24 protein-coding genes, 1 pseudogene and 1 riboswitch are annotated in these 23,591 nt (G+C 71.4%); of the genes and pseudogenes, 12 read left to right on the forward strand and 13 right to left on the reverse strand.

What is annotated here, in order from left to right; translation table 11 throughout:
• Window positions 1-315 precede the first annotated feature (315 nt).
• A complete protein-coding gene (locus ABZZ20_RS18455) occupies window positions 316-2,313 on the forward strand; it encodes an AAA family ATPase (protein ID WP_356870910.1) in 1,998 nt (665 codons plus the stop codon).
• A 252-nt stretch (window positions 2,314-2,565) separates the two neighbouring features.
• On the opposite strand, the gene ABZZ20_RS18460 is transcribed toward ABZZ20_RS18455, so the two are convergent.
• Window positions 2,566-3,270 (reverse strand): copper homeostasis protein CutC, encoded by a 705-nt coding sequence (locus tag ABZZ20_RS18460; RefSeq protein WP_356870676.1) that lies wholly within the window; start codon window positions 3,268-3,270, stop codon window positions 2,566-2,568.
• 118 nt (window positions 3,271-3,388) lie between these two features.
• Between ABZZ20_RS18460 and ABZZ20_RS18465 the strand changes: the two genes are divergently transcribed.
• Both ABZZ20_RS18465 and ABZZ20_RS18470 read left to right on the forward strand, forming a co-directional pair.
• Complete coding sequence (locus ABZZ20_RS18465; protein WP_356870678.1) at window positions 3,389-4,087, forward strand: hypothetical protein; 699 nt, start codon at window positions 3,389-3,391, stop codon at window positions 4,085-4,087.
• 56 nt (window positions 4,088-4,143) lie between these two features.
• Window positions 4,144-5,367: a Cmx/CmrA family chloramphenicol efflux MFS transporter gene (locus ABZZ20_RS18470; RefSeq protein WP_356870912.1), complete on the forward strand. Its 1,224-nt coding sequence runs from the start codon at window positions 4,144-4,146 to the stop codon at window positions 5,365-5,367.
• A gap of 121 nt (window positions 5,368-5,488) precedes the next feature.
• On the opposite strand, the gene ABZZ20_RS18475 is transcribed toward ABZZ20_RS18470, so the two are convergent.
• Both ABZZ20_RS18475 and ABZZ20_RS18480 read right to left on the reverse strand, forming a co-directional pair.
• Entirely contained in the window at window positions 5,489-5,755 is a 267-nt protein-coding gene (locus ABZZ20_RS18475; RefSeq protein ID WP_356870680.1) for a DUF4031 domain-containing protein, read from the reverse strand.
• A 7-nt stretch (window positions 5,756-5,762) separates the two neighbouring features.
• Window positions 5,763-6,140, reverse strand: coding sequence for a hypothetical protein (locus tag ABZZ20_RS18480; RefSeq protein WP_356870682.1), 378 nt, complete (start codon window positions 6,138-6,140; stop codon window positions 5,763-5,765).
• A gap of 334 nt (window positions 6,141-6,474) precedes the next feature.
• Here ABZZ20_RS18480 and ABZZ20_RS18485 point away from each other — a divergent pair, with 334 nt between their 5' ends.
• Genes ABZZ20_RS18485 through ABZZ20_RS18500 form a run of 4 tightly spaced genes read left to right on the forward strand, consistent with a single transcriptional unit; the run spans window position 6,475 to window position 10,194 of the window.
• Complete coding sequence (locus tag ABZZ20_RS18485) at window positions 6,475-7,329, forward strand: MurR/RpiR family transcriptional regulator (RefSeq protein ID WP_356870914.1); 855 nt, start codon at window positions 6,475-6,477, stop codon at window positions 7,327-7,329.
• Window positions 7,326-8,252 carry an N-acetylmuramic acid 6-phosphate etherase gene (murQ, locus tag ABZZ20_RS18490; RefSeq protein ID WP_356870684.1) on the forward strand — a complete coding sequence of 309 codons (927 nt, stop codon included), beginning with the start codon at window positions 7,326-7,328 and terminating at the stop codon, window positions 8,250-8,252. The genes ABZZ20_RS18485 and murQ overlap by 4 nt, the downstream gene beginning before the upstream one ends.
• 60 nt (window positions 8,253-8,312) lie before the next feature.
• Window positions 8,313-9,791 carry a PTS transporter subunit EIIC gene (locus tag ABZZ20_RS18495; protein WP_356870686.1) on the forward strand — a complete coding sequence of 493 codons (1,479 nt, stop codon included), beginning with the start codon at window positions 8,313-8,315 and terminating at the stop codon, window positions 9,789-9,791.
• 28 nt (window positions 9,792-9,819) lie between these two features.
• Window positions 9,820-10,194: a hypothetical protein gene (locus ABZZ20_RS18500; RefSeq protein ID WP_356870688.1), complete on the forward strand. Its 375-nt coding sequence runs from the start codon at window positions 9,820-9,822 to the stop codon at window positions 10,192-10,194.
• A 150-nt stretch (window positions 10,195-10,344) separates the two neighbouring features.
• Here the strand turns inward: ABZZ20_RS18500 and ABZZ20_RS18505 are convergent, their stop codons facing one another.
• Entirely contained in the window at window positions 10,345-11,004 is a 660-nt protein-coding gene (locus ABZZ20_RS18505; RefSeq protein ID WP_356870690.1) for a TetR/AcrR family transcriptional regulator, read from the reverse strand.
• 186 nt (window positions 11,005-11,190) lie between these two features.
• On the opposite strand from ABZZ20_RS18505, the gene ABZZ20_RS18510 reads away from it, so the two are divergent.
• Window positions 11,191-12,309 (forward strand): serine hydrolase domain-containing protein, encoded by a 1,119-nt coding sequence (locus ABZZ20_RS18510; protein ID WP_356870692.1) that lies wholly within the window; start codon window positions 11,191-11,193, stop codon window positions 12,307-12,309.
• Between the two features lie 87 nt (window positions 12,310-12,396).
• Here the strand turns inward: ABZZ20_RS18510 and ABZZ20_RS18515 are convergent.
• Window positions 12,397-12,495 (reverse strand): annotated as a pseudogene (locus tag ABZZ20_RS18515) (type II toxin-antitoxin system VapB family antitoxin); the annotation flags it as partial.
• Window positions 12,496-12,578: 83 nt separating this feature from the next.
• Window positions 12,579-12,797 carry a hypothetical protein gene (locus ABZZ20_RS18520; RefSeq protein ID WP_356870694.1) on the reverse strand — a complete coding sequence of 73 codons (219 nt, stop codon included), beginning with the start codon at window positions 12,795-12,797 and terminating at the stop codon, window positions 12,579-12,581.
• A gap of 115 nt (window positions 12,798-12,912) precedes the next feature.
• Between ABZZ20_RS18520 and ABZZ20_RS18525 the strand changes: the two genes are divergently transcribed.
• Both ABZZ20_RS18525 and ABZZ20_RS18530 read left to right on the forward strand, forming a co-directional pair.
• Complete coding sequence (locus ABZZ20_RS18525) at window positions 12,913-13,749, forward strand: helix-turn-helix transcriptional regulator (RefSeq protein ID WP_356870696.1); 837 nt, start codon at window positions 12,913-12,915, stop codon at window positions 13,747-13,749.
• Window positions 13,733-13,993, forward strand: a complete 261-nt coding sequence (locus ABZZ20_RS18530; RefSeq protein ID WP_356870698.1) for a DUF397 domain-containing protein — start codon at window positions 13,733-13,735, stop codon at window positions 13,991-13,993. Before ABZZ20_RS18525 ends, ABZZ20_RS18530 begins: the two co-directional genes overlap by 17 nt.
• Window positions 13,994-14,052: 59 nt before the next feature.
• Here ABZZ20_RS18530 and ABZZ20_RS18535 read toward each other — a convergent pair whose 3' ends face one another.
• The gene (locus tag ABZZ20_RS18535; protein ID WP_356870700.1) at window positions 14,053-15,450 is read right to left on the reverse strand and encodes a PQQ-binding-like beta-propeller repeat protein; all 1,398 of its coding nucleotides are present in this window, start codon (window positions 15,448-15,450) and stop codon (window positions 14,053-14,055) included.
• A 113-nt stretch (window positions 15,451-15,563) separates the two neighbouring features.
• Entirely contained in the window at window positions 15,564-16,751 is a 1,188-nt protein-coding gene (locus ABZZ20_RS18540) for a S8 family peptidase (RefSeq protein WP_356870702.1), read from the reverse strand.
• A gap of 374 nt (window positions 16,752-17,125) precedes the next feature.
• Here ABZZ20_RS18540 and ABZZ20_RS18545 point away from each other — a divergent pair, with 374 nt between their 5' ends.
• Window positions 17,126-17,461: a protease inhibitor I9 family protein gene (locus ABZZ20_RS18545; protein WP_356870704.1), complete on the forward strand. Its 336-nt coding sequence runs from the start codon at window positions 17,126-17,128 to the stop codon at window positions 17,459-17,461.
• Between the two features lie 90 nt (window positions 17,462-17,551).
• Here the strand turns inward: ABZZ20_RS18545 and ABZZ20_RS18550 are convergent, their stop codons facing one another.
• Window positions 17,552-18,151 (reverse strand): phosphoribosylanthranilate isomerase, encoded by a 600-nt coding sequence (locus ABZZ20_RS18550; RefSeq protein ID WP_356870706.1) that lies wholly within the window; start codon window positions 18,149-18,151, stop codon window positions 17,552-17,554.
• A 387-nt stretch (window positions 18,152-18,538) separates the two neighbouring features.
• Between ABZZ20_RS18550 and ABZZ20_RS18555 the strand changes: the two genes are divergently transcribed.
• Window positions 18,539-18,874 carry a helix-turn-helix domain-containing protein gene (locus tag ABZZ20_RS18555; RefSeq protein WP_356870916.1) on the forward strand — a complete coding sequence of 112 codons (336 nt, stop codon included), beginning with the start codon at window positions 18,539-18,541 and terminating at the stop codon, window positions 18,872-18,874.
• A gap of 159 nt (window positions 18,875-19,033) precedes the next feature.
• Here ABZZ20_RS18555 and groL read toward each other — a convergent pair whose 3' ends face one another.
• From groL to thrC, 4 genes are all read right to left on the reverse strand, one after another.
• Window positions 19,034-20,653 carry a chaperonin GroEL gene (groL, locus tag ABZZ20_RS18560; RefSeq protein ID WP_356870708.1) on the reverse strand — a complete coding sequence of 540 codons (1,620 nt, stop codon included), beginning with the start codon at window positions 20,651-20,653 and terminating at the stop codon, window positions 19,034-19,036.
• 322 nt (window positions 20,654-20,975) lie between these two features.
• The gene (locus ABZZ20_RS18565) at window positions 20,976-21,179 is read right to left on the reverse strand and encodes a cold-shock protein (protein ID WP_005315736.1); all 204 of its coding nucleotides are present in this window, start codon (window positions 21,177-21,179) and stop codon (window positions 20,976-20,978) included.
• Between the two features lie 411 nt (window positions 21,180-21,590).
• Entirely contained in the window at window positions 21,591-21,866 is a 276-nt protein-coding gene (locus ABZZ20_RS18570) for a MoaD/ThiS family protein (protein ID WP_356870710.1), read from the reverse strand.
• 92 nt (window positions 21,867-21,958) lie between these two features.
• Entirely contained in the window at window positions 21,959-23,233 is a 1,275-nt protein-coding gene (thrC, locus tag ABZZ20_RS18575) for a threonine synthase (protein ID WP_356870712.1), read from the reverse strand.
• A 17-nt stretch (window positions 23,234-23,250) separates the two neighbouring features.
• A riboswitch (SAM riboswitch) is annotated at window positions 23,251-23,400 on the reverse strand.
• Window positions 23,401-23,591 lie beyond the last annotated feature (191 nt).

Raw genomic sequence — 23,591 nt, forward strand, 5'->3', positions numbered from 1 at the left:
TACAATCTCCGCTCTTGCCGCCTCCCGCCGCCGTATCGGGGAGAGCCGCCCGCCGGACGGAAACCGGCGGGCACCGTGCCGTGCCGCGCCAGTACCGGTACCGGTACCGATCACGCACGATCCCCAGATCAGCAGCAGGAGGCATTTTCCGTGTCCGCGCACGCCCCCCAGTCCGACACCGCCACGGCCACGGCCACGGCCACGGTCCCCGACGCCGGTCCCGACGCCGGCGCCGGTACCGACCCGGACTCCGCCGCCCGTCCCCTGGCCCGCGAGCAGGCCCACCTCACCGCCTCCCGCGCCGCGCTCCGCGCCATGCGCGAGGACGTCGAGGCCCTCGACATCCGCGACGTCACCGCGAACTGGGTCAACGCGATCGTCTTGCAGGCCCAGATCGACGACCGCATCAAGGCCCTCGCCGATCTCGCGCACACGCCGCTCTTCTTCGGCCGCCTCGACTACCTGCACGCGCCCGGCGCGGAGCTCGCCGAGGGTGCGGAGGGCGAGCAGTTCTACATCGGCCGCCGCCACGTCCACGACGCCGACGGCGACCCCATGGTGATCGACTGGCGTGCGCCCGTCTCCCAGCCCTTCTACCGGGCCTCCAAGAACGACCCGCAGGACGTCGCGCTGCGCCGCCGCTTCGGTTACACGGGCGGCGAGCTGACCGCGTACGAGGACGAGCACCTCTGCGGCCCGGCCGCGGTGACACCGTCCGGCTCCCCCGCGGGGGCCGCCGTCAGCAGGCTGCTCCAGCAGGAGATCGAGCGGCCTCGCGTCGGTCCCATGCGCGACATCGTCGCGACGATCCAGCCTGAGCAGGATGCGATCGTCCGCTCCGGTCTGTCCGGTTCCGTCTGCGTCCAGGGTGGTCCCGGCACCGGAAAGACGGCGGTCGGCCTGCACCGGGTCGCGTACCTCCTCTACGCCCACCGCGAGCGGCTCGCCCGTACGGGCACGCTCGTCATCGGGCCGAACCGTTCCTTCCTCCAGTACATCGAGCAGGTCCTGCCGGCCCTGGGCGAGCTGGAGGTCAAGCAGGCCACCGTCGACGATCTGGTGGCCCGCGACGGCCTGGAGGTCCGCGGCACCGACCCGGCCGCGACGGCCGTGGTCAAGGGCGACGCCCGGATGGCGGAGGTGCTGCGCCGGGCGGTCCGCTCGCACGTCACGCTTCCCACCGAGCCGCTGATGGTGGTGCGCGGTTCGCGCCGGTGGCGGGTGCCGGCGTACGAGCTGGAGGAGATCGTGGCGGAGCTCCTCGACCGGGACATCCGCTACGGCGCGGCCCGCGACGCGCTGCCGCAGCGGATCGCGCACACCGTGCTCGTACGGATGGAACAGGCGGGCGAGGCGCCCGACGACCGCGTCCAAGACGCGGTCGCGCGCGGCGCCGCCGTGAAGGCGGCGGTCAAGGCCGTGTGGCCGGCGGTGGAGCCGGCGAAGTTGGTCCTGCGCCTGCTGTCGGACGCGAGCTTCCTGGCGGAACACGCGGAGGGCGTCCTGTCGGACGCCGAACAGCAGCTCCTGCTGTGGCCCAAGCCCTTCCGGAGCGTGAAGGCCGCGAAGTGGTCGGCGGCGGACCTGGTCCTGATCGACGAGGCGGCGGACCTGGTGGAGCGCACGCACTCGCTGGGCCACGTCGTCCTCGACGAGGCCCAGGACCTTTCGCCGATGCAGTACCGCGCGGTGGGGCGGCGCTGCACGACGGGCTCGGTGACGGTCCTGGGCGACCTCGCACAGGGCACGACCCCGTGGGCCACGCGCAGCTGGGACGAGGCCCTGGCCCACCTGGGCAAGCCGGAGGCGGTGCTGGAGGAGCTGACGGCGGGCTTCCGCGTGCCGCGGGAGGTGATCGCCTACGCCTCGCGACTGCTGCCGTCGATCTCCCCGGGGCTGGCCCCGGTCTCCTCGGTCCGCGAGACGCCGGGCTCGCTGGTCGTCGCGCCGACGTCCGACCTGACGGCGTCGGTGGTCGAGGCCTGCCGGGCCTCGCTGGAGCACGAGGGCTCGATCGGCCTGATCGCGGCGGACGCGCGGGTCCCGGAGCTGGCCCGGGCCCTGCGGGCGGCGGGGATGGCGTATCTGTCGCCGGGTGAGGAGACGACGGGGCAGGCCCGTCTGACCCTGGTGCCGGCGTCGCTGGCGAAGGGCCTGGAGTACGACTACGTGGTGCTGGACGAGCCCGCCGCGATCGTTTCGGGGGAGCCGGACGAGCGCACCGGCCTGCGGCGCCTGTACGTCTGCCTCACCCGTGCCGTCTCCGGCCTGACGGCCCTCCACGCGGCCCCCCTCCCCCCGTCGCTGGCCTGAGGGCCGCCCCGCGAAGGCCCCGTCCCCGGTGGCTCCCCGAGCCGGGCGGCACACGAGCGGCACACGAGCCGGGTGGCGCGGGGCGGCTCGGACGCCGGCGTCACGACAGGGCGGACCGCCGGTCGGTCACCGGGCGGCCCCACCCGGAGGGCCCGGCCGCGCCGCCGACGGGGAACGCGGCCGGCCAGGACGGGACGCCGAAGCGGCCGGCCCGGCGACGGCCCTGCCCACCCCGGCGGGCGGGTACCGCCGTCACGACAGTGCGGCTCGCCACTCGGCCACCGCAGCGGCGGAAACCGGACGGCCCCACCCGGAGGGCCTGGCCGCGCCACCGATGTGGAACGCGTCGATCCCGGCGGCCCGCAGCACCGGCAGGTGCGGCAGTTCCAGCCCGCCGCCCACCAGGATCTGCGCGGTGTACCCCGGCTCCCCCTGCCGTGCCGCCTCGGCGAGCAGGACCGGCAGCCCGTCCTCGACGCCGGCCGCGGATCCCGCCGTCAGGTACGTGTCCGGCCCGGTCGGCTCCGGCAGCTCCGCGAGCGCCTTGCGCAGCTGGTCCCGGTCCGCCGCCCGGTCGATCGCCCGGTGGAAGGTCCACCGGGAGCCGCCCAGCTCCGCCACGACCGCCTCGATCGCCGCCAGGTCCGGGCTGCCGTCCGAGGCCAGGAACCCGAGGACGAACTCCTGCGCCCCTTCCGCCCGCAACGCCCGCGCCTCCGCGGCCAGCAGGTCCAGGTCCGCGGCAGAGCCCGCCGAGAAGCCGTCCGCCGTGCGGAGCATCACGCGCAGCGGGATGTCGACCGCGGCCCTGATCGCCGCGAAGGTCTCGCGCGGCGGGGTGAGCCCGTCGGCGGCCATGTCGGTGACCAGTTCAAGTCGGTCCGCCCCACCGGCCTGGGCCGCGACCGCGTCCTCCACGTCGAGGGCGATCACCTCCAGGACTGCACGGTTGCTCATTGGGCCCCACTCCTCCGGAAAAGCTGCTGGTATGCAAAATAGGTCTAGTCCAATATCTAGAGTACGGGCCTCCGCCCACCCTCCACCAGCACCATCACGCCACCCGCACAATGTGGGCATGGACCGCATGGACCGCATGGACTCCGATCCCGACACCGCACCGCTCCGCGCCCGCTGGCACGTGACCGCCAGCGCCGCCGGGGCCGCTACGGACCGCGACCCCGCCCCCTACGCCGACCGGCTCCTCGCCGCCTGGGCGGAGCCGCAGCGCCGGTACCACACCACCGCGCACCTGGCCGATGTACTGGCACGGATCGACCTGCTCGCCCCGCACGCCGCAGACCCCGCCGCCGTCGAGCTCGCGGCCTGGTTCCACGACGCCGTCTACCGCCCCGACCGCTCGGAGAACGAGGAGCGCAGCGCCGCCCTCGCCGAGCGCGCCCTGCCCGAACTCGGCATCGACGCGGTCCGCACCTCCGAGGTCGCCCGCCTCGTCCGACTCACCGTCACCCACGACCCGGCCCCCGGGGACACCAACGGCGAAGTGCTCTGCGACGCGGACCTGGCCGTACTGGCGGGCGACCCGGATGCGTACGCGGCGTACGTCGCCGCCGTGCGCGCCGAGTACGGCTTCGTCCCCGAAGCCGCCTTCCGCACCGGCCGGGCCGCCGTGCTGCGCCAGTTGCTCGCCCTGCCCCGGCTCTTCCGCACGCCCCACGGCAGCGCGCACTGGGAGGCCCCGGCGCGCCGCAACCTGGCCGCCGAGCTGGCCGACCTGGCCGATCCGACGGGCCCCGAGGGCGAGCCCGGGGAATGAGATCCCGTTCGCGGTGGTTCGTGCATGTCATGCCCGTAGCCCCCGCACGCTCCCGCATGCCCGTCGCCGTCTACGTCCTCGGCCTGTCCGTCTTCGCACTCGGCACCAGCGAGTTCATGCTCTCCGGGCTGTTGCCGCCCATCGCCGAGGACATGGACGTCACCATCCCGCAGGCGGGCCTGCTGATATCGGCGTTCGCGATCGGCATGGTCGTCGGCGCCCCGCTGCTGGCGGTGGCAACCCTGCGCCTCCCACGTCGCACCACCCTCATCTCGCTCATCAGCCTCTTCGGCCTCGGGCAGGTCGCCGGAGCGCTGGCCCCCTCGTACGAGCTGCTCTTCGCCTCCCGCATCGTCTCCGCCCTCGCCTGCGCCGGCTTCTGGGCGGTCGGCGCGGCCGTGGCCATCGCCATGGTCGAGCAGCACCAGCGGGCCCGTGCCATGGCCGTGATGATCGGCGGCCTGTCCATCGCGAACGTCCTCGGCGTCCCCGCCGGCGCCTTCCTCGGCGAACACCTGGGCTGGCGCTCCGCGTTCTGGTCGGTCGGCGCCGCCTCCGCGATCGCCCTCGCCGGCATCCTGGCGCTGATCCCGAAGATCCCGCTGCCCGCCGAGAAGCCCTCGCTGGGCCGCGAGCTGCGGATCTACCGCGACCGGCAGGTGTGGCTGTCCATCGGCATCACGGCGCTGGCCGCGGGCGGCGTGTTCTGCGCCTTCAGCTACCTGTCGCCGCTGCTGACGGAGGTCGCCGGGCTGGATTCCGGCTGGGTGCCGTGGATCCTGGCGCTGTTCGGCGTGGGCGCACTGGTCGGCACCACGGTCGGGGGGCGGGTCGCGGACGCGCACCTGTTCGGGGTGATGCTGTGGGGGATCACCGCGTCCACGGGGTTCCTCGTCGCGCTGGCCCTGCTGGCGCCGTCGGCGGTGGCAGCGGTGGGGCTGTCGTTCCTGATCGGGTTCTCGACGTTCTTCACGGCGCCGGCGCTCAACGCGCGCATGTTCAACGTGGCCGGCGCGGCCCCGACCCTCGCCGGGGCCACCACCACGGCCGCGTTCAACCTGGGCAACACGAGCGGCCCGTGGCTCGGTGGCGCCGTGATCGACGCGGGCCACGGCTTCGCCGCCACGGCCTGGGCGGGCGCGGCGATGACACTGGTCGCGATCGGGCTCGTACTGGTCGCGCTGCGCCTGCACCGCCGTACACCGCCCCGGGCAACCCGCCTGATCGCCTCGTCGGCGCAGGCCGCGACCCCGCAGCCCGCCCCCGCTGACCTCCGCTGACCTCCGGGGAGGTCCCGGGACGTCCCCGGAGGTCAGCAAGGCCGCCCACCGCTGAGCTGCGGGCCGCTACGCCGACCGCACGACCGCCGACCTGTGCCAGACGCCGGCCGCCCCGGGGCCGCTACGCGGGGCGGCCCTTCGGCCGCCTCAGCCCGGCGGTCGTGAGACGGCGGACCAGCTCCTTGCTGCCGACCTCCACCGCGCCCGCCGCGACCGCGTCCGCGTAGCGGTACGACGGCACGTCGTAGTGGTCGCGTTCGAACGCGCGCCGCGGGCAGCCGATCGACGCCGCGAAGGCGTGCAGTTCCTCGTACGAGACGTCGCTGACCAGGTGCGACCACATGCGACCGTGGCCCGGCCAGGTCGGCGGGTCGATGTAGAGCGTCACAGGCGGCTCACCGGCCGGGGCCGAAGACGGGACCGAGGCCGCCGACCGCGGCGACCTTCACTCCGGCCTTGCCGCACACCCAGTGCGGGTCGGGTCCCAACTCCGGCTCGACGTCCAGGGCGTGCGGGTCGCCGTGCGAGCAGACCGGGCACAGCGGCCAGCGCCCGTACTTCTCCAGCAGCGCGTCCTGTACGTCCTGGGCGACGAGTCCGGCGAGGTAGCCGGCCCCCTCCGGCCACTGCTCCACCCACCACCGGCGGTGCGTGACCGAGTCCTCGACGAGGGAGACGACATCGGCCTCGGCGACCTCGCCCGCGACGAGATCGGCGAGGACGAGGGCGCGGGCGGCGTGCAGCGCCTGTTCCAGGGGGGTCGCGTGGTCCATGGAGTCATTGTGAACCCGTACGGCCCAGGTGGCGAAGGTCCTTTCCGTCCGGCGCTCATGGCGCCTTGACTGCCCGGGCTGCCGAAAATAGCTTTCAGAGGTGAGCCGAGACGCGAAGGAAACTTCCAGACCGGCGGTTCCGGGACCCCCGGCGGAGGCCGGCACGAGCCGACGCGACACCGCGGCGGAAGACCACCCGGGAAGAGGCCGCCCGGGAGGAGGCCGCCCGGGAACCGTCGCCCGGCCCGGCGCACCGACCGTTGCCGCGGCCCGAAGCCCGTCCCCGTCCCCGTCCGCGTCCGCCGCGCCCGCCCCCGGCGCCCTACGGGCCCGGATCCGAGCGCTCGGCCCCTCCCTGACCCGCTCCGTACAGGCCGTCGCGGACGCCGTCGCCGCCGACCCCGCGGGCTGCGCCCGGCTCACCGTGACCGCCCTCGCGGAGCGCACCGGCACCAGCGAGGCCACCGTCGTGCGCACCGCGCGCCTCCTCGGCTACGCCGGCTACCGCGACCTGCGCCTCGCCCTCGCCGCACTCGCCGCCCAGCAGGAACCGGGCGCGTCCCCCGCCCTGACCGTCGACATAGCCGTCGACGACCCGCTCGCCGACGTCGTCGCCAAACTGGCCCACGAGGAGTCCCGGACCCTCGCCGACACCGCTGCCGGTCTCGACCTCGGCCGGCTCGGCGCCGCCGTCGCCGCGCTCTGCGCCGCCCACCGGATCGACGTGTACGGCGTCGGCGCCTCCGCCCTCGTCGGCCAGGACCTGGCCCAGAAACTGCTGCGCATCGGCCTGATCGCCCACGCCCACAGCGACCCCCACCTCGCGGTCACGGGCGCCGTCCAGCTGGGCCCCGGGGACGTCGCCGTCGCCGTCAGCCACTCCGGATCCACCGACGACGTCATCGAACCGCTGCGCGTCGCCTTCGAACGCGGGGCCACCACGGTGGCCCTCACCAGCCGCTCGAACGCCCCCGTCACCCGGTACGCCGACCTCGTCCTGGCCACCTCCGCCGCCCACGAGAGCGAGCTGCGCCCGGCCGCCATGTCCAGCCGGACGAGCCAGCTCCTCGTCGTGGACTGCCTGTTCGTCGCCGTCGCGCAGCAGACGTACGAGCGGGCCGCTCCCGCCCTCGCCGCCTCGTACGAGGCACTCGCCCCCCGCCGATCCGCCAGGAGCCCCCGCCCATGACCGCGCCGCTCGCCGCGCTCCGCGCCCAGCTGGACACCCTGACCACGGAGGCGTTCCGCCCCGAACTGGCCGACATCGACCGGCGCTCCACCCTGGACATCGCCCGCACCATGAACGCCGAGGACGCCACCGTCCCGGCCGCCGTCGAGGCACAACTTCCCCGGATCGCCGCCGCGATCGACGCCATCGCGGCGCGGATGGCCCGCGGCGGGCGGCTGATCTACGCCGGGGCCGGGACCGCCGGCCGGATGGGCGTCCTGGACGCCAGCGAGTGCCCGCCCACCTTCAACACCGACCCGTCCCGGGTCATCGGCCTCATCGCGGGCGGACCGTCCGCGATGGTCGAGGCCGTGGAGGGCGCCGAGGACTCCGCCGAACTGGCCGCCGGGGACCTGGCCGCGCGGGGGCTGACCGCCGAGGACACCGTCGTCGGCATCTCCGCCTCCGGCCGCACCCCGTACGCCGTCGGCGCCGTCGCCTTCGCCCGCGGACGCGGCGCGCTCACCGTCGGCCTGTCCTGCAACGCCGGCTCGGCCCTGGCGGCTGCCGCCGAGCACGGCATCGAAGTCGTCGTCGGACCCGAGCTGCTGACCGGATCCACCCGTCTGAAGGCCGGCACCGCGCAGAAGCTGGTCCTCAACCTCATCTCGACCATCACCATGATCCGGCTCGGGAAGACGTACGGGAACCTGATGGTCGACCTGCGCGCCTCCAACGAGAAGCTGCGCGCCCGCTCCCACCGGATCGTGGCCCTGGCCACCGGCGCCCCCGACGAGGAGATCGAGGCCGCGCTCACGGCCACCGGCGGAGAGGTCAAGCCCGCCATCCTCGTCCTCCTCGGCGGTGTGGACGGCCCGGCCGCGGCCGAACTGCTGACCGCCGCGCAGGGCCACCTCCGTACGGCCCTCGACCGAACCCGTTGACCCGCTGACCCGCTGACCCCTGACACCGACCCGCCCGCATCCCGCACGCAAGGCGACCACATGTCCACTGACAAGAACCGCGCCGCAGCCGCCGCGATCCTCCCTCTGGTCGGCGGCCCGGACAACATCGATTCGATCGCACACTGCATGACCCGCCTGCGCATCACCCTGCACGACCGCTCGCTCGTCGACGACGAGGCGCTGAAGGCGCTGCCGGCCGTCCTGGGCGTGGTCGAGGACGACACCTACCAGATCGTGCTGGGGCCGGGGGCCGTCGCCCGCATCACGCCGGAGTTCGAGGCGCTGGTGGCGGAGGGCCGCTCCCCGACCCCGCAGGCCGGGGCCGGCGTCACGGCCGAGGAACTCGCCGCCCGGGGCGCTGCGTTGAAGGAGGCGCGGAAGGCGAAGAACGCCACGCCCTTCAAACTGTTCCTGCGCCGCATCGCGAACGTCTTCGTCCCGCTGATCCCCGCCCTGATCGGCTGCGGCATCATCGCGGGCCTGGGCGGCCTGCTGACGAACCTGGGCTGGCTGCCCGGCGTCGTCCCGGCCCTCGCCGCGATCGCGTCCGGCTTCATGTCGTTGATCGCCGTCTTCGTGGGCTTCAACACCGCCAAGGAGTTCGGCGGCACGCCGGTCCTGGGCGGCGCGGTCGCCGCCGTCATCGTCTTCCCGGGCGTCGCGAAGATCGATGTTTTCGGCCAACACCTCTCCCCCGGCCAGGGCGGGGTCCTTGGAGCCCTGGCCGCCGCGCTGCTCGCGGTCCAGGTGGAGAAGGCGTGCCGGCGCGTGGTCCCGGAGACGGTGGACGTCCTCGTGACGCCCACCGTCACGGTCCTGGTCACCGGTCTGGTCACCCTGTTCGGCCTGATGTACGTGGCCGGTGAGGTGTCCACCGCCATCGGTGCGTTCGCCACCTGGCTGCTCGCCAGCGGTGGTGCCTTCGCCGGCCTGGTCCTGGGCGGCCTGTTCCTCCCCCTCGTGATGCTCGGCCTGCACCAGGCCCTCATCCCCCTCCACACCACCCTCATCGAGCAGTCCGGGTACACGGTCCTGCTGCCCATCCTCGCCATGGCCGGAGCCGGCCAGGTCGGTGCGGCCGTCGCCGTCTACTACCGCCTGCCGCACAACCGCTCCCTGCGCACGACCATCAGGTCCGCGCTCCCCGCCGGTTTCCTGGGCGTGGGCGAACCGTTGATCTACGGCGTTTCCCTGCCGCTGGGCCGCCCCTTCGTCACCGCCTGCGTCGGCGGTGCGGCGGGCGGGGCCTTCGTCGGCCTCTTCAACCAGCTCGGCTACGCCTTCGGTTCCACGGCCATCGGGCCGTCGGGCTGGGCCCTGTTCCCCCTGCTCGACGGTCGGTCGGGCATGGGCACGACCATCGCGATCTACGCGGGCGGGCTGACGGTCGGCTACCTGGTGGGCTTCGTCGCCACCTACTTCTTCGGATTCACCCGACGGATGCTCGCCGAACTGAACGCCGAGCCGGGATCAATTCCGGCCACCAACCCGCCGTCCCACGCGCCCGCTATGGCGTAAATATAGGTGCGGCGGGGAAACTGCCCGCATGCAGCTCCCCGCCGATGCCGTTGCCGCCACCGCCCTGATCGAGGTCGTACGTCTCGTCGGGCGCCCCGAGCGTTACGGCGAGCCGATGACCGGTGATGTAGTCAACCGCTGGACCGGCAGAGAAGCCGCCGACTCACTCGCCCTGATCTCCTCCATGTCGCCCGGCGAGCCCCGCCTGTGCTTCGCCCCGGGCTGGGGCCTGCGCGCGTACGACGCCGCCGAACAGCCGCTGTTCGAACTGGTCTTCTGCTTCAGCTGTCACCGTGCGTGGCTGTGGGGATCGGCCGTCCCGGCGGAGCTGGCCTTCGACACCATCACGGAGGGCAACGCCGAGGCGGATGCGCTGTTGGCACACTTCCGCGACGCAGCCTGACGTACGGGGGGAGTCTCGGTAGTACTCGTCAACCGACATCGGACCCAATGGATCTGGGCCGTCATCAGGCCTCGGAAGGTCCTGGTTCATTGGACGCAGGCAAAGCCGGTCGTCATTCGATGGTTTGCCGACGCTCCCGAGCCGGTCGACTCAGCTCGGGCAGGTTGCGGATTCGATGTGGGCCAGTTGGGCGGCGAGGATCTCTTCGAACGCGGCGCGGCGATCCGCCCCGAGGGGGCGGACGTCGCGGGCGAAGTGGGCCAGGGCGGGGAAGCGTTCGGGGTCGGCGCCGAGTACTGCGACACGGAACAGCTCCATGCCCTGTTCACGCTCTTCCGGGGTGATGGTGCTGACTCCGGCCTCGGAGGCGATCAGCGCGGCGATGAGGACCGCGAGCCGGTGGTAGCACGCCGGGATCTCCTCGTCGGGCAGTCCCGACGCGCGCAGGGCCTGCAGTACCTCTTCCATGACCAGCCGGGAACCGGCGCCGCCCGACGCGTACCGTCCCCAGATCGCGGCGAGCTGGGGCTGCTGGACGAACGCCCCCCTCACGCGCAGGGCCAGGGCGGTGATGCGCTGCTTCCAGTCGCCCTCGGCGCGGTAGCCCTCCATAGAAGCCAGGAGGATCCGGTCGGCGACCGCGCGTAGCAGTTCGGTCTTGCTGCGGAAGTGCCGGTAGAGGCTGGAGGAATCGGTCCCAAGAGTCGCGGCGAGCTTGCGCACGCTGAACGACTCCGTGTCGCTCGTGCGCAGCAACTCCCCTGCCGCATCCAGGATTTCCTCGGTCGACCAACGCCTTCGACCTGCCATTTTCGCCCCTCTCGTCGAACTCATTCTATCCATGCGCGCACTGTTGCACGCACCGCGTGCATAATGAGGACATGAGCGTGCCGAGCGACCCGGCAGCAGGCGGGCCGACGTGCCACGCGTGCCCTGTCACCCGGCTCGGGCGACCGATGTGGGGCCCGCCCCGAGCAATGCGAAAGGACGCATGTCGTGAGGAACTCACTGGATCCCGCGGCGCTGGACGCCGCCATCGAGAACGTCCACCGCGCCGGGGTGCCGGGCCTGTTCGCCGAGGTGCGTGACGGCGAGCAGGTCTGGCGCGGCGCCGCCGGAGTCGCCGATGTCGCCACCGGTCGCCCCGTCACCGCCGACATGCGGCACCGCGTCGGCAGCACCACCAAGACCTTCACCGCCGCAGCGGTTCTGCAGCAGGTCGAGAGCGGTCGGATCGGTCTCGACACACCGATCGGCCGGTACCTTCCGAAGCTGGTTCCCGGAGAACGCGGTGACACGATCACCGTCCGGATGCTGATCAACCACACCAGCGGCCTCGCCGAGTACCTCCCTTACGCCTACCCGTCCCTCAACGCGTTCCCCGCCCTCGCCGACACCGGACCCCAGAGCCTGGACGACCACCGGTTCACCCGGTTCGACCCCACTGAACTGATCGAGATGGGGGTCACCGCACCTGCCGTCGGCGCCCCGGGCAGTACGCCGGGGGTGTACTCCAACACCAACTACCTTCTCCTCGCCCAGCTCCTGGAACAGGTGACCGGCACCACGGCCGAGCAGTACATCACCCGGAACGTCATCGAGCGCGCCGGGCTCCGGGACACCGAACTCCCCACCGGCCCGTACGTCGACGGGCCGCACTCGCAGCTCTACGAGTCGTGGTTCGGCATGATCGACCCGCCGCGCGACTACAGCGTCTACGACATGTCATGGGTGGGCCCGGCGGCCTCCCTGATATCGACCGTCGCGGACCTCAACCGCTTCTACCGCCTGCTACTGGCCGGCGAGATCATCAGCCCGTCGTCGCTGGCCCAGATGCAACGCACCGTCCCGGTCATCTCCCAAGAGGGAAGGACAATCGCCTACGGCCTCGGCCTGCACCCGACGGAGGCTCCCGGGCAGGCCACCTTCTGGGGCCACGGAGGCACGGTCTGGGGTGGCGGGGCGCTGGCCATGACCCGCGCCGACGGCGAGCGGCAGATGGCTGTCGCGGTGAACCTCCAGAGGTGGAACAGGCTCGACTCCTCCGGCAAGCCGCAGCCCCATCCCATCGACGACGCGCTGGCGACTCTGTGCCGCGTGGCGATGTACGGCTGACCGTTCCGGTGTCGCCCCGCAAGGGGCGTCACCGGAGCCAGCCGCCGTCCAAGCCCGGCTCCCTCCGAACGCGCCAGAGCGGACCGCCACGAACTCCGCCAACGCTCCGTTGATCGTCGCCCGCTTGGTCGTCGTACCCAGCATTTCGGCCGCCGCGGCGAGAAGCACCTCGTCCACGTCCACCATGGTGCGTGCCAACGCCTCCTCCAGGCGTGCGGCCCGAGCGGCCCGGTACGCCGCCGCATCGCCCCGCCCGCCCGCCGATCCGGTCACGGGTGGGCCCGCTCGTGGAGTACGGCGGCCAGCCGGAGGGCGGTGTCCAGGTTGCAGCGGCCGAGGTCGACCAGCGGCAGGCCGTACGTACCGGCGGCCGAGACCCCGTCCACCCCCAGCGAGGGGAACAGGACCCCCACCCCCGCCAGGGATTCCTTCAGCTGCTGCACGGCTTCCTCGGCCGCCTGCATCCGCTCCTTCGACGTGAGCACCATGACATGTCACCTTTCTACTCTGTGTGTTCAGCTTCGACACACAGAGTGGCGACGGGCCCGCTAGCCTTTCAATAAGGACACCGCAACAACGGCACGTGTTGCCGCAGGAGTTGCCATGGCTGGTAAGAACCTTGACCCGTCCTCCTCACCCCGCGCCCTCCTCGGCGCCGAACTCCGCGTGGCACGCGAACGCGCGGGCCTCAGCCAGGCCGAGTTGGGCGAACCCCTCTTCGTCAGCGGCTCGTTCATCGGCCAACTGGAGGCGGGCACGCGCAGGATGCACATCGAGTTCGCGCGACAGATAGACGACATCCTCAACACCAACGGCTTCTTCGTCCGCAACTGCGGGGCCTTGGCCAAGTCGAAGTACCCGAACCACTTCGCTGAGGCCGCAGAGGCAGAAGCGGAAGCAAAGACGATCCGTGAGTATGCGCCCCTGGCGCTGCCGGGGATGCTCCAGACGGAGGCGTACGCGCGCGAGGTCTTTCTCGCGTACCAACCGACGGCCGTAGAGGAACTCATCACCGAGCTGGTCACGAACCGGCTGGACCGCGCCAAGCTGCTGTCCGATCCAACAACACCCCTGTTGTGGTGCGTGCTTGACGAAGCTGTCCTCCGGAGAATCGTTGGCAGTAGGGCGGTGATGGCAGAAGCCTTGCGTCACATCGCCGCCCTGATCCGTACACGCCGGATCTTCGTGCAGGTACTGCCGTTCAGCGCAGGCGCACATTCCTCCATGGGAGGCACCCTGAAGCTGATGACCTTCGAGGACGCCCCTCCACTCGCATACGTCCAAGGCAACGCGATAGGAGTGCTGCTGGACGATCCTGCCACTGTTGCCCGGCACACCCTGACCTACGATCTCCTCACGGCCAATGCGCTCTCGCCGCGTAAGTCCCTGGCCCTGATCGAGTCGGTGGCGGAGGATTACGAACATGACCAGCACGCCTGAATACGACCTGTCGGCGGCCACCTGGCACAAGTCGAGTTACAGCGATGGCACCGGCGGCGACTGCCTGGAGATGGCCACCTGGCGGAAGTCCACCCACAGCGACGCTAGCGGCGGCAGCTGCCTCGAAGTCTGCGACGGGCACACCGGTGTCGTGCCCGTCCGGGACTCCAAGGTCCCGGACGGCCCGCACCTCGTCTTCAACGCCCCGGCCTGGGCCGCGTTCGTCACCGCCCTGTCAACTTGACCCGGTCCTGAAGGACCGGGCTTGGAGGTAGCGCCCAACTGGCTGCTTCGCGACGTGACTCACCAGCCCAGGACCGGGTCGATGTCGAAAATCGGCGGGAGTCGGCCGTTGTCGTCGAGGTTGACGAACGTCCGACCGTAGAGGGCGAACGACTCGCCCAGTGGAAGGTCTCGCAGGACCGTCGACTCGCCACCCGGCTTTCCGGTGTGCGGGTCGAGGTGCCAGAGGTGGGTGTACGCGCCCTCCGTGACCACGGCGATCCGGCCGGTCCGGTCGGCGGCCAGGGCGCGGATCCGCCAGTCGTGGTCGAACGTGCGGGTCCACAAGTGGCGGCCGTCCTTCAGGGAGAACGCCGCCAGGACCTCCCGCTCCTCCCGTTCCGGGACCGCCGCGTACAGCACGTCGCCGGCGACCAGCCACGCCGTGGCGTCCGCGGTAGGGACGTACGGTGCCTGCGACTCGGGACGCGGGCGGCCCCCGTCGTCGAACACCAGGAGGCGCCCGTCACCGACGGCGGCGGCCGGGGAGGCCGACACGATGCGCGGGGGCTCGTACCCGACCGGCATCGGGAACCGCCAGGCGAGGGCACCGGTGCGGGCGTCGAACGCGACCAGCTCGACGCTCTTGCCGGTCCGGGCGAGGAGCAGGACCCGGTCGGGGCCGGCGGCGACCTCCGAAGCAGCTGCGCCGGCGGGCAGCGGGGAGCGCCACAGCTCGGCACCGGTGGCCAGGTCGTGGGCGAGTACGGCGTCCGCGGTCGCGGTCACGACCAGGGAGCCTCCCGCGGACGGCTTGCCCACGAGTTTCGGGATGTCCTTGGTCCAGCGCTGCTTGCCGGACGTGATGTCCACCGCCACCAGGCGGTTGCCGCACGTGCTCTCCGCGCTGGTCACGGTGAGCAGGCCGGTGCCGGAGGGGGTGCCCCTGCTCATCGCGCACACCGCGCCGCCGGCCGGGGCGGGGAAGCCCCAGCCGTGGCGGCCCTCGCCGTTGTAGCCGGTCACGGCGTCCGCGCGGGCCCGGATCACGAACCCCGAGTCCGGGTCCCCCGCCCAGGAGCCGAGCGGCTTGTCCGCGCCCGGGCCGTCCGGGACCTGGTACGAGAAGAGGTCCATGTGCGGGCCGCGCAGCCACGAGAATCCGAGCCAGCCGGGCCACAGGGCGACGAGCGCAACAGCGACGGCCACGACCCAACCGACGGTGGAGCGGTACCCGCGGCCCTGCACGGCCGACCACCACAGGCCGCCCGCGGCGAGCCCCGCGACCAGCGCCCACAGCACCAGCGGGCCCAGCCCGCGCGGGCAGCCGCCGGAGCTGCACACGACATCGGACATGTCCGCGACGGTCAACTTGATGCACAGGACGGCGTACAGCACCGCGACGGCGGTAAACGCGCAGGCCGCGGCAAGCCGAACGTGGTCCCCGAGCCGCTTCACGAGCGGCAGTGGCGTGTCCATGATCCCCCCGACCTGCAGCCTATCCGCGATGGGGCGGCGCCTGCGGCAGCCCGTGCGCGGACCTCAGCGCACGGGCCTGGGCCTGGGCCGAGTCCGTCAGGACCCGGTGGCGGTCAGAGACCGCCGGTGAAGAGCAGCTGGTTGGGGCTGCCCTTGCTGACGCTGGTCATGACGTCCTTGGTGGACTCGCTGGCGATGAACTCGTTGATCTCCGCCGGGTCCGCCGTCGGGTGGGCCGCCTTGTAGAGGGCGGCGACACCGGCGACGTGCGGCGCGGCCATCGACGTACCGTCGAGGGCCACGCTGCCGCCGCCCAGCTTCGCGGAGACGACGGCCTGCCCGGGTGCGTAGAGCGAGACGCACGTGCCGTAGTTGGAGAAGGAGGTCTCCTCGTCCCACTGGTTGCTCGCCGCGACCGTCAGCACGCGCGCGGCGGACGCGGGTGAGACCAGGCAGGCGTCCTTCGCGGAGTTGCCCGCCGCGATCACCGGCAGGACGCCCGCATCGGACAGGGCGGTGGCCGCGTTGTTGACCGCGTCCGCCTTGTCCCCGCCCAGGGAGCCGTTCAAGATGGCCGGCTGCTTGGCGTTCTTCGCCACCCAGTCCATGCCCGCGATGATCCCCGACCACGTGCCCTTGCCGTCGCAGCCGAGGACGCGGACGCTGACCAGGTTCGCCTTGCGCGCGACCCCGTACGTCTTGCCGGCGACCGTGCCCGCGACGTGCGTGCCGTGACCCTGGCAGTCCAGGCCGTTCCTGCCGTCGCCGATGGCGTCGTAGCCGAAGGTGGCGCGCCCGCCGAACTCGTCATGGGCGTAGTCGATGCCGGTGTCGAGGATGTACGCGGTCACCCCGGCGCCGTTGCCCTCGGTGGTGAAGTTGCCGTCGAGCGGCAGAGCCTTCTGGTCGATCCGGTCCAGGCCCCACGACGAGGCCGGCGCCCGCAGCCCGCTCCCGGAGGACGGCACCGGCACGGACTGCACCGCGGCGTCCTCCTCGACCGACTTCACGCCCAGGCTGTTGCGCACGATCGTCAGCTGGAGCGGGGTCAACGGGACCGCGAAGCCGTTCATCGCCGAGGTGTAGACGAACGACGGCTTCAAGCCCAGCTGCTGTGCGACCTTCGCCGCGTCCTGGCCCTTCTCCAAGGTCACGATGTACTGGCCGGGGACCGCGTTCGCGGACGTGTGCAGGGGGGCCGGGGCCGGGGTCGGCTCCGGGCCGGCGGCGGAGGCCGTACCGGCCACGACCGGGGTCACGGTGAGGAGGACGGCAGTGGCCAGACGGGTCATCAGGCGCATGAGAGGGGCTCCCTGGCGGGGTGGGGAAGGTCGGCACGAGTGAGCCGCCCCCATGGCGACGAGTGGGTCTGCGGGTGCGGCCTCCCCTTCCATCGGATGCCGCCGCAGCACGGCTTGAACCGCCTCCCCCCGCCTGGCCGATCACCCGGCGGTCCCGTCCGTACGGCGTGTCCGACACGGTGCAGAAAGGGGTTGACCTCCTGCGTTGAGCCCGTGCCCTCCCCTCGCCGCGCCCGGGGGCCGGCGGTCACCGACGAGATCACCCTTACGGGCCGCCGCCGAACCGGGGAGCGCACGGCGCGTGTGCTCCCCGTGCCCCCGCCACACCCGCGCACGTCGTTGACGGCTCCCGCCGCGCGTGATGGCCTCGGCCCATGCGCATCCGCCTGAGCCGAGCCCTGCCTGTGGCCGTCGCCGTCCTGGCCGCCGTCACCGCCCTGCCCGTATCCGCAGCCGGCGCCGCCGTGCGCGCACCCGTGCCCCCCACGGCCTCGGTCGATCACCCCACGTACATCGTCACCGTCCACGAGGGCCTCGACCCGGCCGAGGTGGCGGACATGGTCGGGGCCAGACCGGTGCACGTCTTCCACAAGACCCTGCACGGCTTCGCCGCCCGGCTCACCCCCGCACAGGTCGCGGCCCTCCAGGCACTACCGGGCGTGGAGTCCATCGAGGAGGACGGCACCGCGTCCGCGATGGGCAGCTTCTAGCCGCGTCCCGTCGGGGCTACCCGTCGGGGCTACCCGTCGGGGCTACCCGTCGGGGCTACCCGTCGGGGCTGCCCGTCGCGGCTACCCGGACTACCCGCGGGCCGTCTCGATGAACGCCCGGATGAGGTCCGGGGACTTCACACCGCGTGCGCTCTCGACACCGCTGGAGACGTCCACGCCCCAGGCGCCGGTGGTCTCCACGGCCTCCCGTACGTTCCCCGCAGTGAGCCCGCCGGCCAGCAGCCAGTGGCCGCGGGGGGCGGTGAACTCCTGCGAGGCCCAGTTCCAGGGCTTGCCGGAGCCGGGGTCGGGGGCGTCGATGAGCAGCAGGTCCTCGCCGTACTCCCCGCAGCGCTCGACGTGCCGGGCGGTGGCCCGCAGCAGGGTGCGGGCCTCGGCGCGCAGCGCCTCGTAGTACTCGGGGCCCTCTTCGCCGTGCAGCTGCACTCCCCGTACGCCGCTCTCCTCGGCCAACCTCCTGACCTCCTCGACCGGCTGCCCGCGGAACACCCCGACGGTCAGCACCCCGGCGGGCACCCGCGCGGCCAGGCCCCGCGCCGTGGCGGCGTCGATCGTCCGGGGGCTCCCGGCGGCGAAGACGAACCCGACGGCATCGGCCCCGGCGGCCACGGCGGCATCGACGTCCCGCTCGGTCCGCAACCCGCAGATCTTGACGAAGAGAGCGCTCATACCGCCCAGTCAACCAAACGCGCCTCGTCAACCGCACGGACGTCCCCCACCGGATGAGGTGCAATCCGCCGCCGCAGCATATTATGTCGTTGACGACATAATATGTTGCGCGGCATGAACGATCTGCACGTGATCGAGCTAGAGCCTGAAGTGCGGAGCCGGCTGGAACTGCTACCGGACAAGCAGTACCGAAAGGTCGAGGAGTACGCGGAGCTGCTCGCGGTCCATGCCGCCCGGACCCCGATGCCCTTCGCTCGGCCGCTCAGGGATGGGGTGTACGAGCTGCGGCCCACGCTTGACGGGGTCGCCACTCGGATCAACGTCCGGCCGCGGCTCCCACGGACCGGCCCACATGACATATGGCCGCGGCGAGGAAGGGGACGCCTCATGAACCACGCCCGCTGGAAGCTGGCTCGGGAGAAGAAGGCCGCACGCGCGTACGTCGAGTCGGACGAGGTCGAGGCCGAGCGGGCTGAGATCCGCCTCGCGATGGCCTTCGCCAAGGCCGTGTACGACCGGCGCAAGGCCCTGGGGCTGTCCCAGGCCGAGCTGGCCGAGAGGGCCGGCCTCACCCAGGCGAAGATCTCCCGCGTGGAGGGGGCGGATGCAGTGCCCACCCTGCCCCTGCTGCGCCGCCTGGCACACGCCCTCGACGCGTCGCTGAACATCGCGCTGAGCGAGGACCGGGAAGAGGTCACCTTCGTCGCGCGCCCTGCCGCCTGAAGTCGGCGTGCCCCTGCCCGTCCCGGACCCCTTCGGCTTCGACATCGACAGCTCGGGTTTCTGAAGGCGTCCGAAACGCCCGAGGGCGGCACCCCCCGCGGGGGGTGCCGCCCTCGTTCGAGAACAGCCGATCAACCAGAGGCCGGAGCCGGGGGCCGATCAGAAGTCCATGTCACCGCCCGGCATGCCGCCCGGAGCGGCGGCGGCCTTCTCCGGCTTGTCGGCGATGACGGCCTCGGTGGTGAGGAACAGCGCCGCGATGGAGGCCGCGTTCTGCAGGGCAGAGCGGGTCACCTTCGCCGGGTCGATGATGCCCTCGGCGATCATGTCGACGTACTCGCCGGTCGCGGCGTTCAGGCCCCAGCCGACGGTCAGGTTGCGGACCTTCTCCACGACGACGCCACCCTCAAGACCACCGTTGACGGCGATCTGCTTGAGCGGGGCCTCCAGGGCGAGCTTCACGGCGTTGGCGCCGGTCGCCTCGTCACCCGACAGGTCGAGCTTCTCGAAGACCGCGGAGGCCTGGAGCAGGGCCACGCCACCACCGGCGACGATGCCCTCCTCGACGGCCGCCTTCGCGTTGCGAACGGCGTCCTCGATGCGGTGCTTGCGCTCCTTGAGCTCCACCTCGGTCGCGGCACCGGCCTTGATGACGGCCACGCCGCCGGCCAGCTTCGCGAGGCGCTCCTGGAGCTTCTCGCGGTCGTAGTCCGAGTCGGAGTTCTCGATCTCGGCGCGGATCTGGTTGACGCGACCCTGAACCTGGTCACTGTCACCGGCACCGTCGACGATGGTGGTCTCGTCCTTGGTGATGACGACCTTGCGGGCGCGGCCGAGCAGGTCCAGGCCGGCGTTCTCCAGCTTGAGGCCGACCTCCTCGGAGATGACCGTGCCGCCCGTGAGGATGGCGATGTCGCCGAGCATGGCCTTGCGGCGGTCGCCGAAGCCCGGGGCCTTGACGGCGACGGACTTGAAGGTGCCGCGGATCTTGTTGACGACCAGGGTCGACAGGGCCTCGCCCTCGACGTCCTCGGCGATGATCAGCAGCGGCTTGCCGGACTGCATGACCTTTTCGAGCAGCGGAAGGAGGTCCTTCACGTTGCCGATCTTGGAGTTGACGATCAGGATGTACGGGTCGTCGAGCGACGCCTCCATACGCTCCATGTCGGTGGCGAAGTACGCCGAGATGTAGCCCTTGTCGAAGCGCATGCCCTCGGTGAGTTCCAGCTCCAGACCGAAGGTCTGGGACTCCTCGACGGTGATGACGCCTTCCTTGCCGACCTTGTCCATGGCCTCGGCGATGAGCTCGCCGATCTGGGTGTCAGCGGCGGAGATGGAGGCCGTGGAAGCGATCTGCTCCTTGGTCTCGACATCCTTCGCCTGCTCCAGCAGGGCGCCGGAGACGGCCTCGACGGCCTTCTCGATGCCACGCTTGAGGGCCATCGGGTTGGCGCCGGCCGCCACGTTGCGCAGGCCCTCGCGGACGAGCGCCTGGGCGAGCACGGTGGCGGTGGTCGTACCGTCGCCCGCGACGTCGTCCGTCTTCTTGGCGACTTCCTTGACCAGCTCGGCGCCGATCTTCTCGTACGGGTCCTCGAGCTCGATCTCCTTGGCGATGGAGACGCCATCGTTGGTGATCGTGGGGGCGCCCCACTTCTTCTCAAGGACGACGTTGCGACCCTTGGGGCCAAGGGTGACCTTGACGGCGTCAGCGAGCTGGTTCATCCCGCGCTCGAGACCGCGCCGGGCCTCCTCGTCGAACGCAATGATCTTGGCCATCTGAAGTGGTCCTCCAGGACTGGGGTTCCCCCTGCGCCACCGGCGCGAGGGGAGGGTTGGATTGCTCCGGACCGCGCCCGCGCCCGCGACGGACGGCCTGCGTGCCCGGCGGTTCCTTCCCGCCGGACCCTGCGGGCCTCACCGACCCGGTCCTGTGTAGTAGCACTCTCACCAGGAGAGTGCTAACGCCAATGATTAGCACTCGACCCCCGCGAGTGCAAGCGGCTCGGGGCAACACCCGGCCGGCAGCACGAAGGGCCCACATCCCGGTCGGGGATGTGGGCCCTTCGTGCGTATGCGTCGGTGGTCGATCGCGCCGGGACTAGACGGCGAGCTTGACCATGTCCGCCTGCGGACCCTTCTGGCCCTGCGAGATCTCGAACTCGACCCGCTGACCCTCTTCAAGGGTGCGGTAACCGTCCATCTGGATGGCGCTGTAGTGGACGAACACATCCGCACCACCGTCGACCGCGATGAAGCCGTAGCCCTTCTCCGCGTTGAACCACTTGACGGTGCCCTGAGCCATGCCTAACTCCCCTATTACTGGCCCTTGCGCAGGACCGCACTTCGCGGTCCCGGGTCAGAACTTGCGCCGGAACGCCTCGACCGGGGCTGAATGTATCTGCACGACTGCTGTCTGCAACAGGTCAATCCGACGAGAAATCCGGACACGGGGATACATTGAAATAGAGTGAAAATTTGGAATATTCCCGGGCAACTCGGACCCGGCATATCTCGCCAAAGCCCCATACCGCGCCTGCATGTTGACTCAATGTCAACCCTCACGCGACCCGCTCATATGCGGCGGGCAAGTACAGCGGAGGGGACTTCCCCAACCTTACCGCGCCCAACCAAGCAGAATTGCCCCCTCCACTTTTAGCGGAGGGGGCAATTCAGAGCTTTCGCGTGTCAGCGGCAGCCGGCACCGCGCGCCCGGTCAGCCCCCGGCGACGGCGGGAATGATCGAGACACCGGCGCCGTCCGGCGTCACCGCGTCCAGACCGCCCTCGAAGCGCACGTCGTCGTCGTTGACGTAGACGTTCACGAAGCGGCGCAGCTTGCCCTGGTCGTCCAGGACGCGGGCGGCGATACCCGGGTGGCTCCGCTCCAGGGACTCGATGACCTCGGCCAGGGTCGCGCCCTCGGCAGGAACCTCGGCGGCGCCGCCGGTGTAGGTGCGCAGGATGGTGGGGATGCGGACGTTGACGCTCATGGCGCTACTGCCTTTCCGGTGTGCAGGGGGGCGGGTTGAGGGAGTGTCCGGCGGATCATGGCCGAGTCTGGCCATGATCCGCCGGGTACTCCCTAAGCCAGGCCGGCGGCGCGGAACGCGTCCAGGCTCGGGCGGATGGTGGCGGTCTGCCCGCTGTCGGCGGCCACCGCCTCCAGGGTCTTGAGGCCGTCACCGGTGTTCAGGACCACCGTGGTCAGCGTCGGGTCGAGCTGCCCGTTCTCGATGAGCTTCTTGGTCACGCCGACGGTCACGCCACCAGCGGTCTCGGCGAAGATGCCCTCGGTCTGCGCGAGGATCTTGATGGCCTCGACGACCTGCTCGTCGGTCACGTCCTCGACGTAGCCGCCGGTGCGGCGCGCGATGTCCAGGACGTACGGACCGTCGGCCGGGTTGCCGATGGCGAGCGACTTGGCGATGGTGTTCGGCTTCTGCGGGCGGACCACGTCGTGGCCGGCCTTGAAGGCGGTCGACACCGGGGAGCAGCCCTCGGCCTGGGCGCCGAAGATCTTGTACGGCTTGTCCTCGACGAGGCCGAGCTTGATCAGCTCCTGCAGACCCTTGTCGATCTTCGTCAGCTGCGAGCCGGACGCGATCGGGATGACGATCTGGTCGGGCAGCTGCCAGCCGAGCTGCTCGCAGATCTCGTACGCCAGCGTCTTGGAACCCTCGCCGTAGTAGGGGCGCAGGTTGACGTTGACGAAGCCCCAGCCCTCGCCCAGCGGGTCGCCGATGAGCTCGGAGCAGAAGCGGTTGACGTCGTCGTAGTTGCCCTCGATGCCGACCAGGTCACCGCCGTACACACCGGCCATGACGACCTTGCCCTGCTCCAGGTCGTGCGGGATGAAGACGCAGGAGCGGAAGCCGGCCCGGGCGGCCGCGGCGCCGACCGCGCCGGCCAGGTTGCCGGTCGAGGAGCAGGACAGGGTGGTGAAGCCGAAGGCGCGGGCGGCCTCGACGGCGATGGCCACGACGCGGTCCTTGAAGGAGTGCGTCGGGTTGCCGGAGTCGTCCTTGACGTACAGCTTGCCGGTGACGCCCAGCTCCTTGGCCAGGTTCGCGGCGTCGACGAGCTTGGTGAAGCCGGGGTTCAGGCTGGGCTTGGAGGCCACGTCCGCGGGGACGGGCAGCAGGGGGGCGTAGCGCCAGATGTTGTTCGGACCGGCCTCGATCGCGGCGCGCAGGGCTTCGGGGTCACCGGTGGGGAGGTCGTAGGCGACTTCCAGCGGTCCGAAGCACTCGACGCAGGCGAAGATGGGGCCGAGCTCGAAGCGGGTACCGCACTCGCGACACGAAAGGCCGGTGGCAGGTCCGAGATCGACAGAGGTGGCAACAGTCTGTGCAGCCATGATGGCGAGGCCCTTTCTCCTCATCTTCCTCATGGCGCACTTCGCCATGAGACGGAATTGGCACCTTCCCTAGCCGGGGACCTCGCTGCTGCAAGCAAGCGCGAGAACCGACTGGAGGGTTGCCGGGGCTTCAACGGGCCGTGTCCCTCTGCCCCTCTGGATGAGCGGTATGGCACCGGGGTCGCGCGCTCTCGGGCGCGTCCGGGCGTTTGTGCGCGAGGACCCCCGGCATGCGGTGGTCGTTCGCGTTGTTCAAGACTGTAACCGAAGGCCTGCGCGGTTGAGACAGCCGTCCGAACCGCGAGATGGATCAGTTTTCGGCCGGAACCGCCGGGGAACGCCGAGGAATCAGGGAGTG

The organism is Streptomyces sp. NPDC006430 (genome assembly GCF_040612395.1).
Taxonomy (GTDB): Bacteria; Actinomycetota; Actinomycetes; order Streptomycetales; family Streptomycetaceae; genus Streptomyces.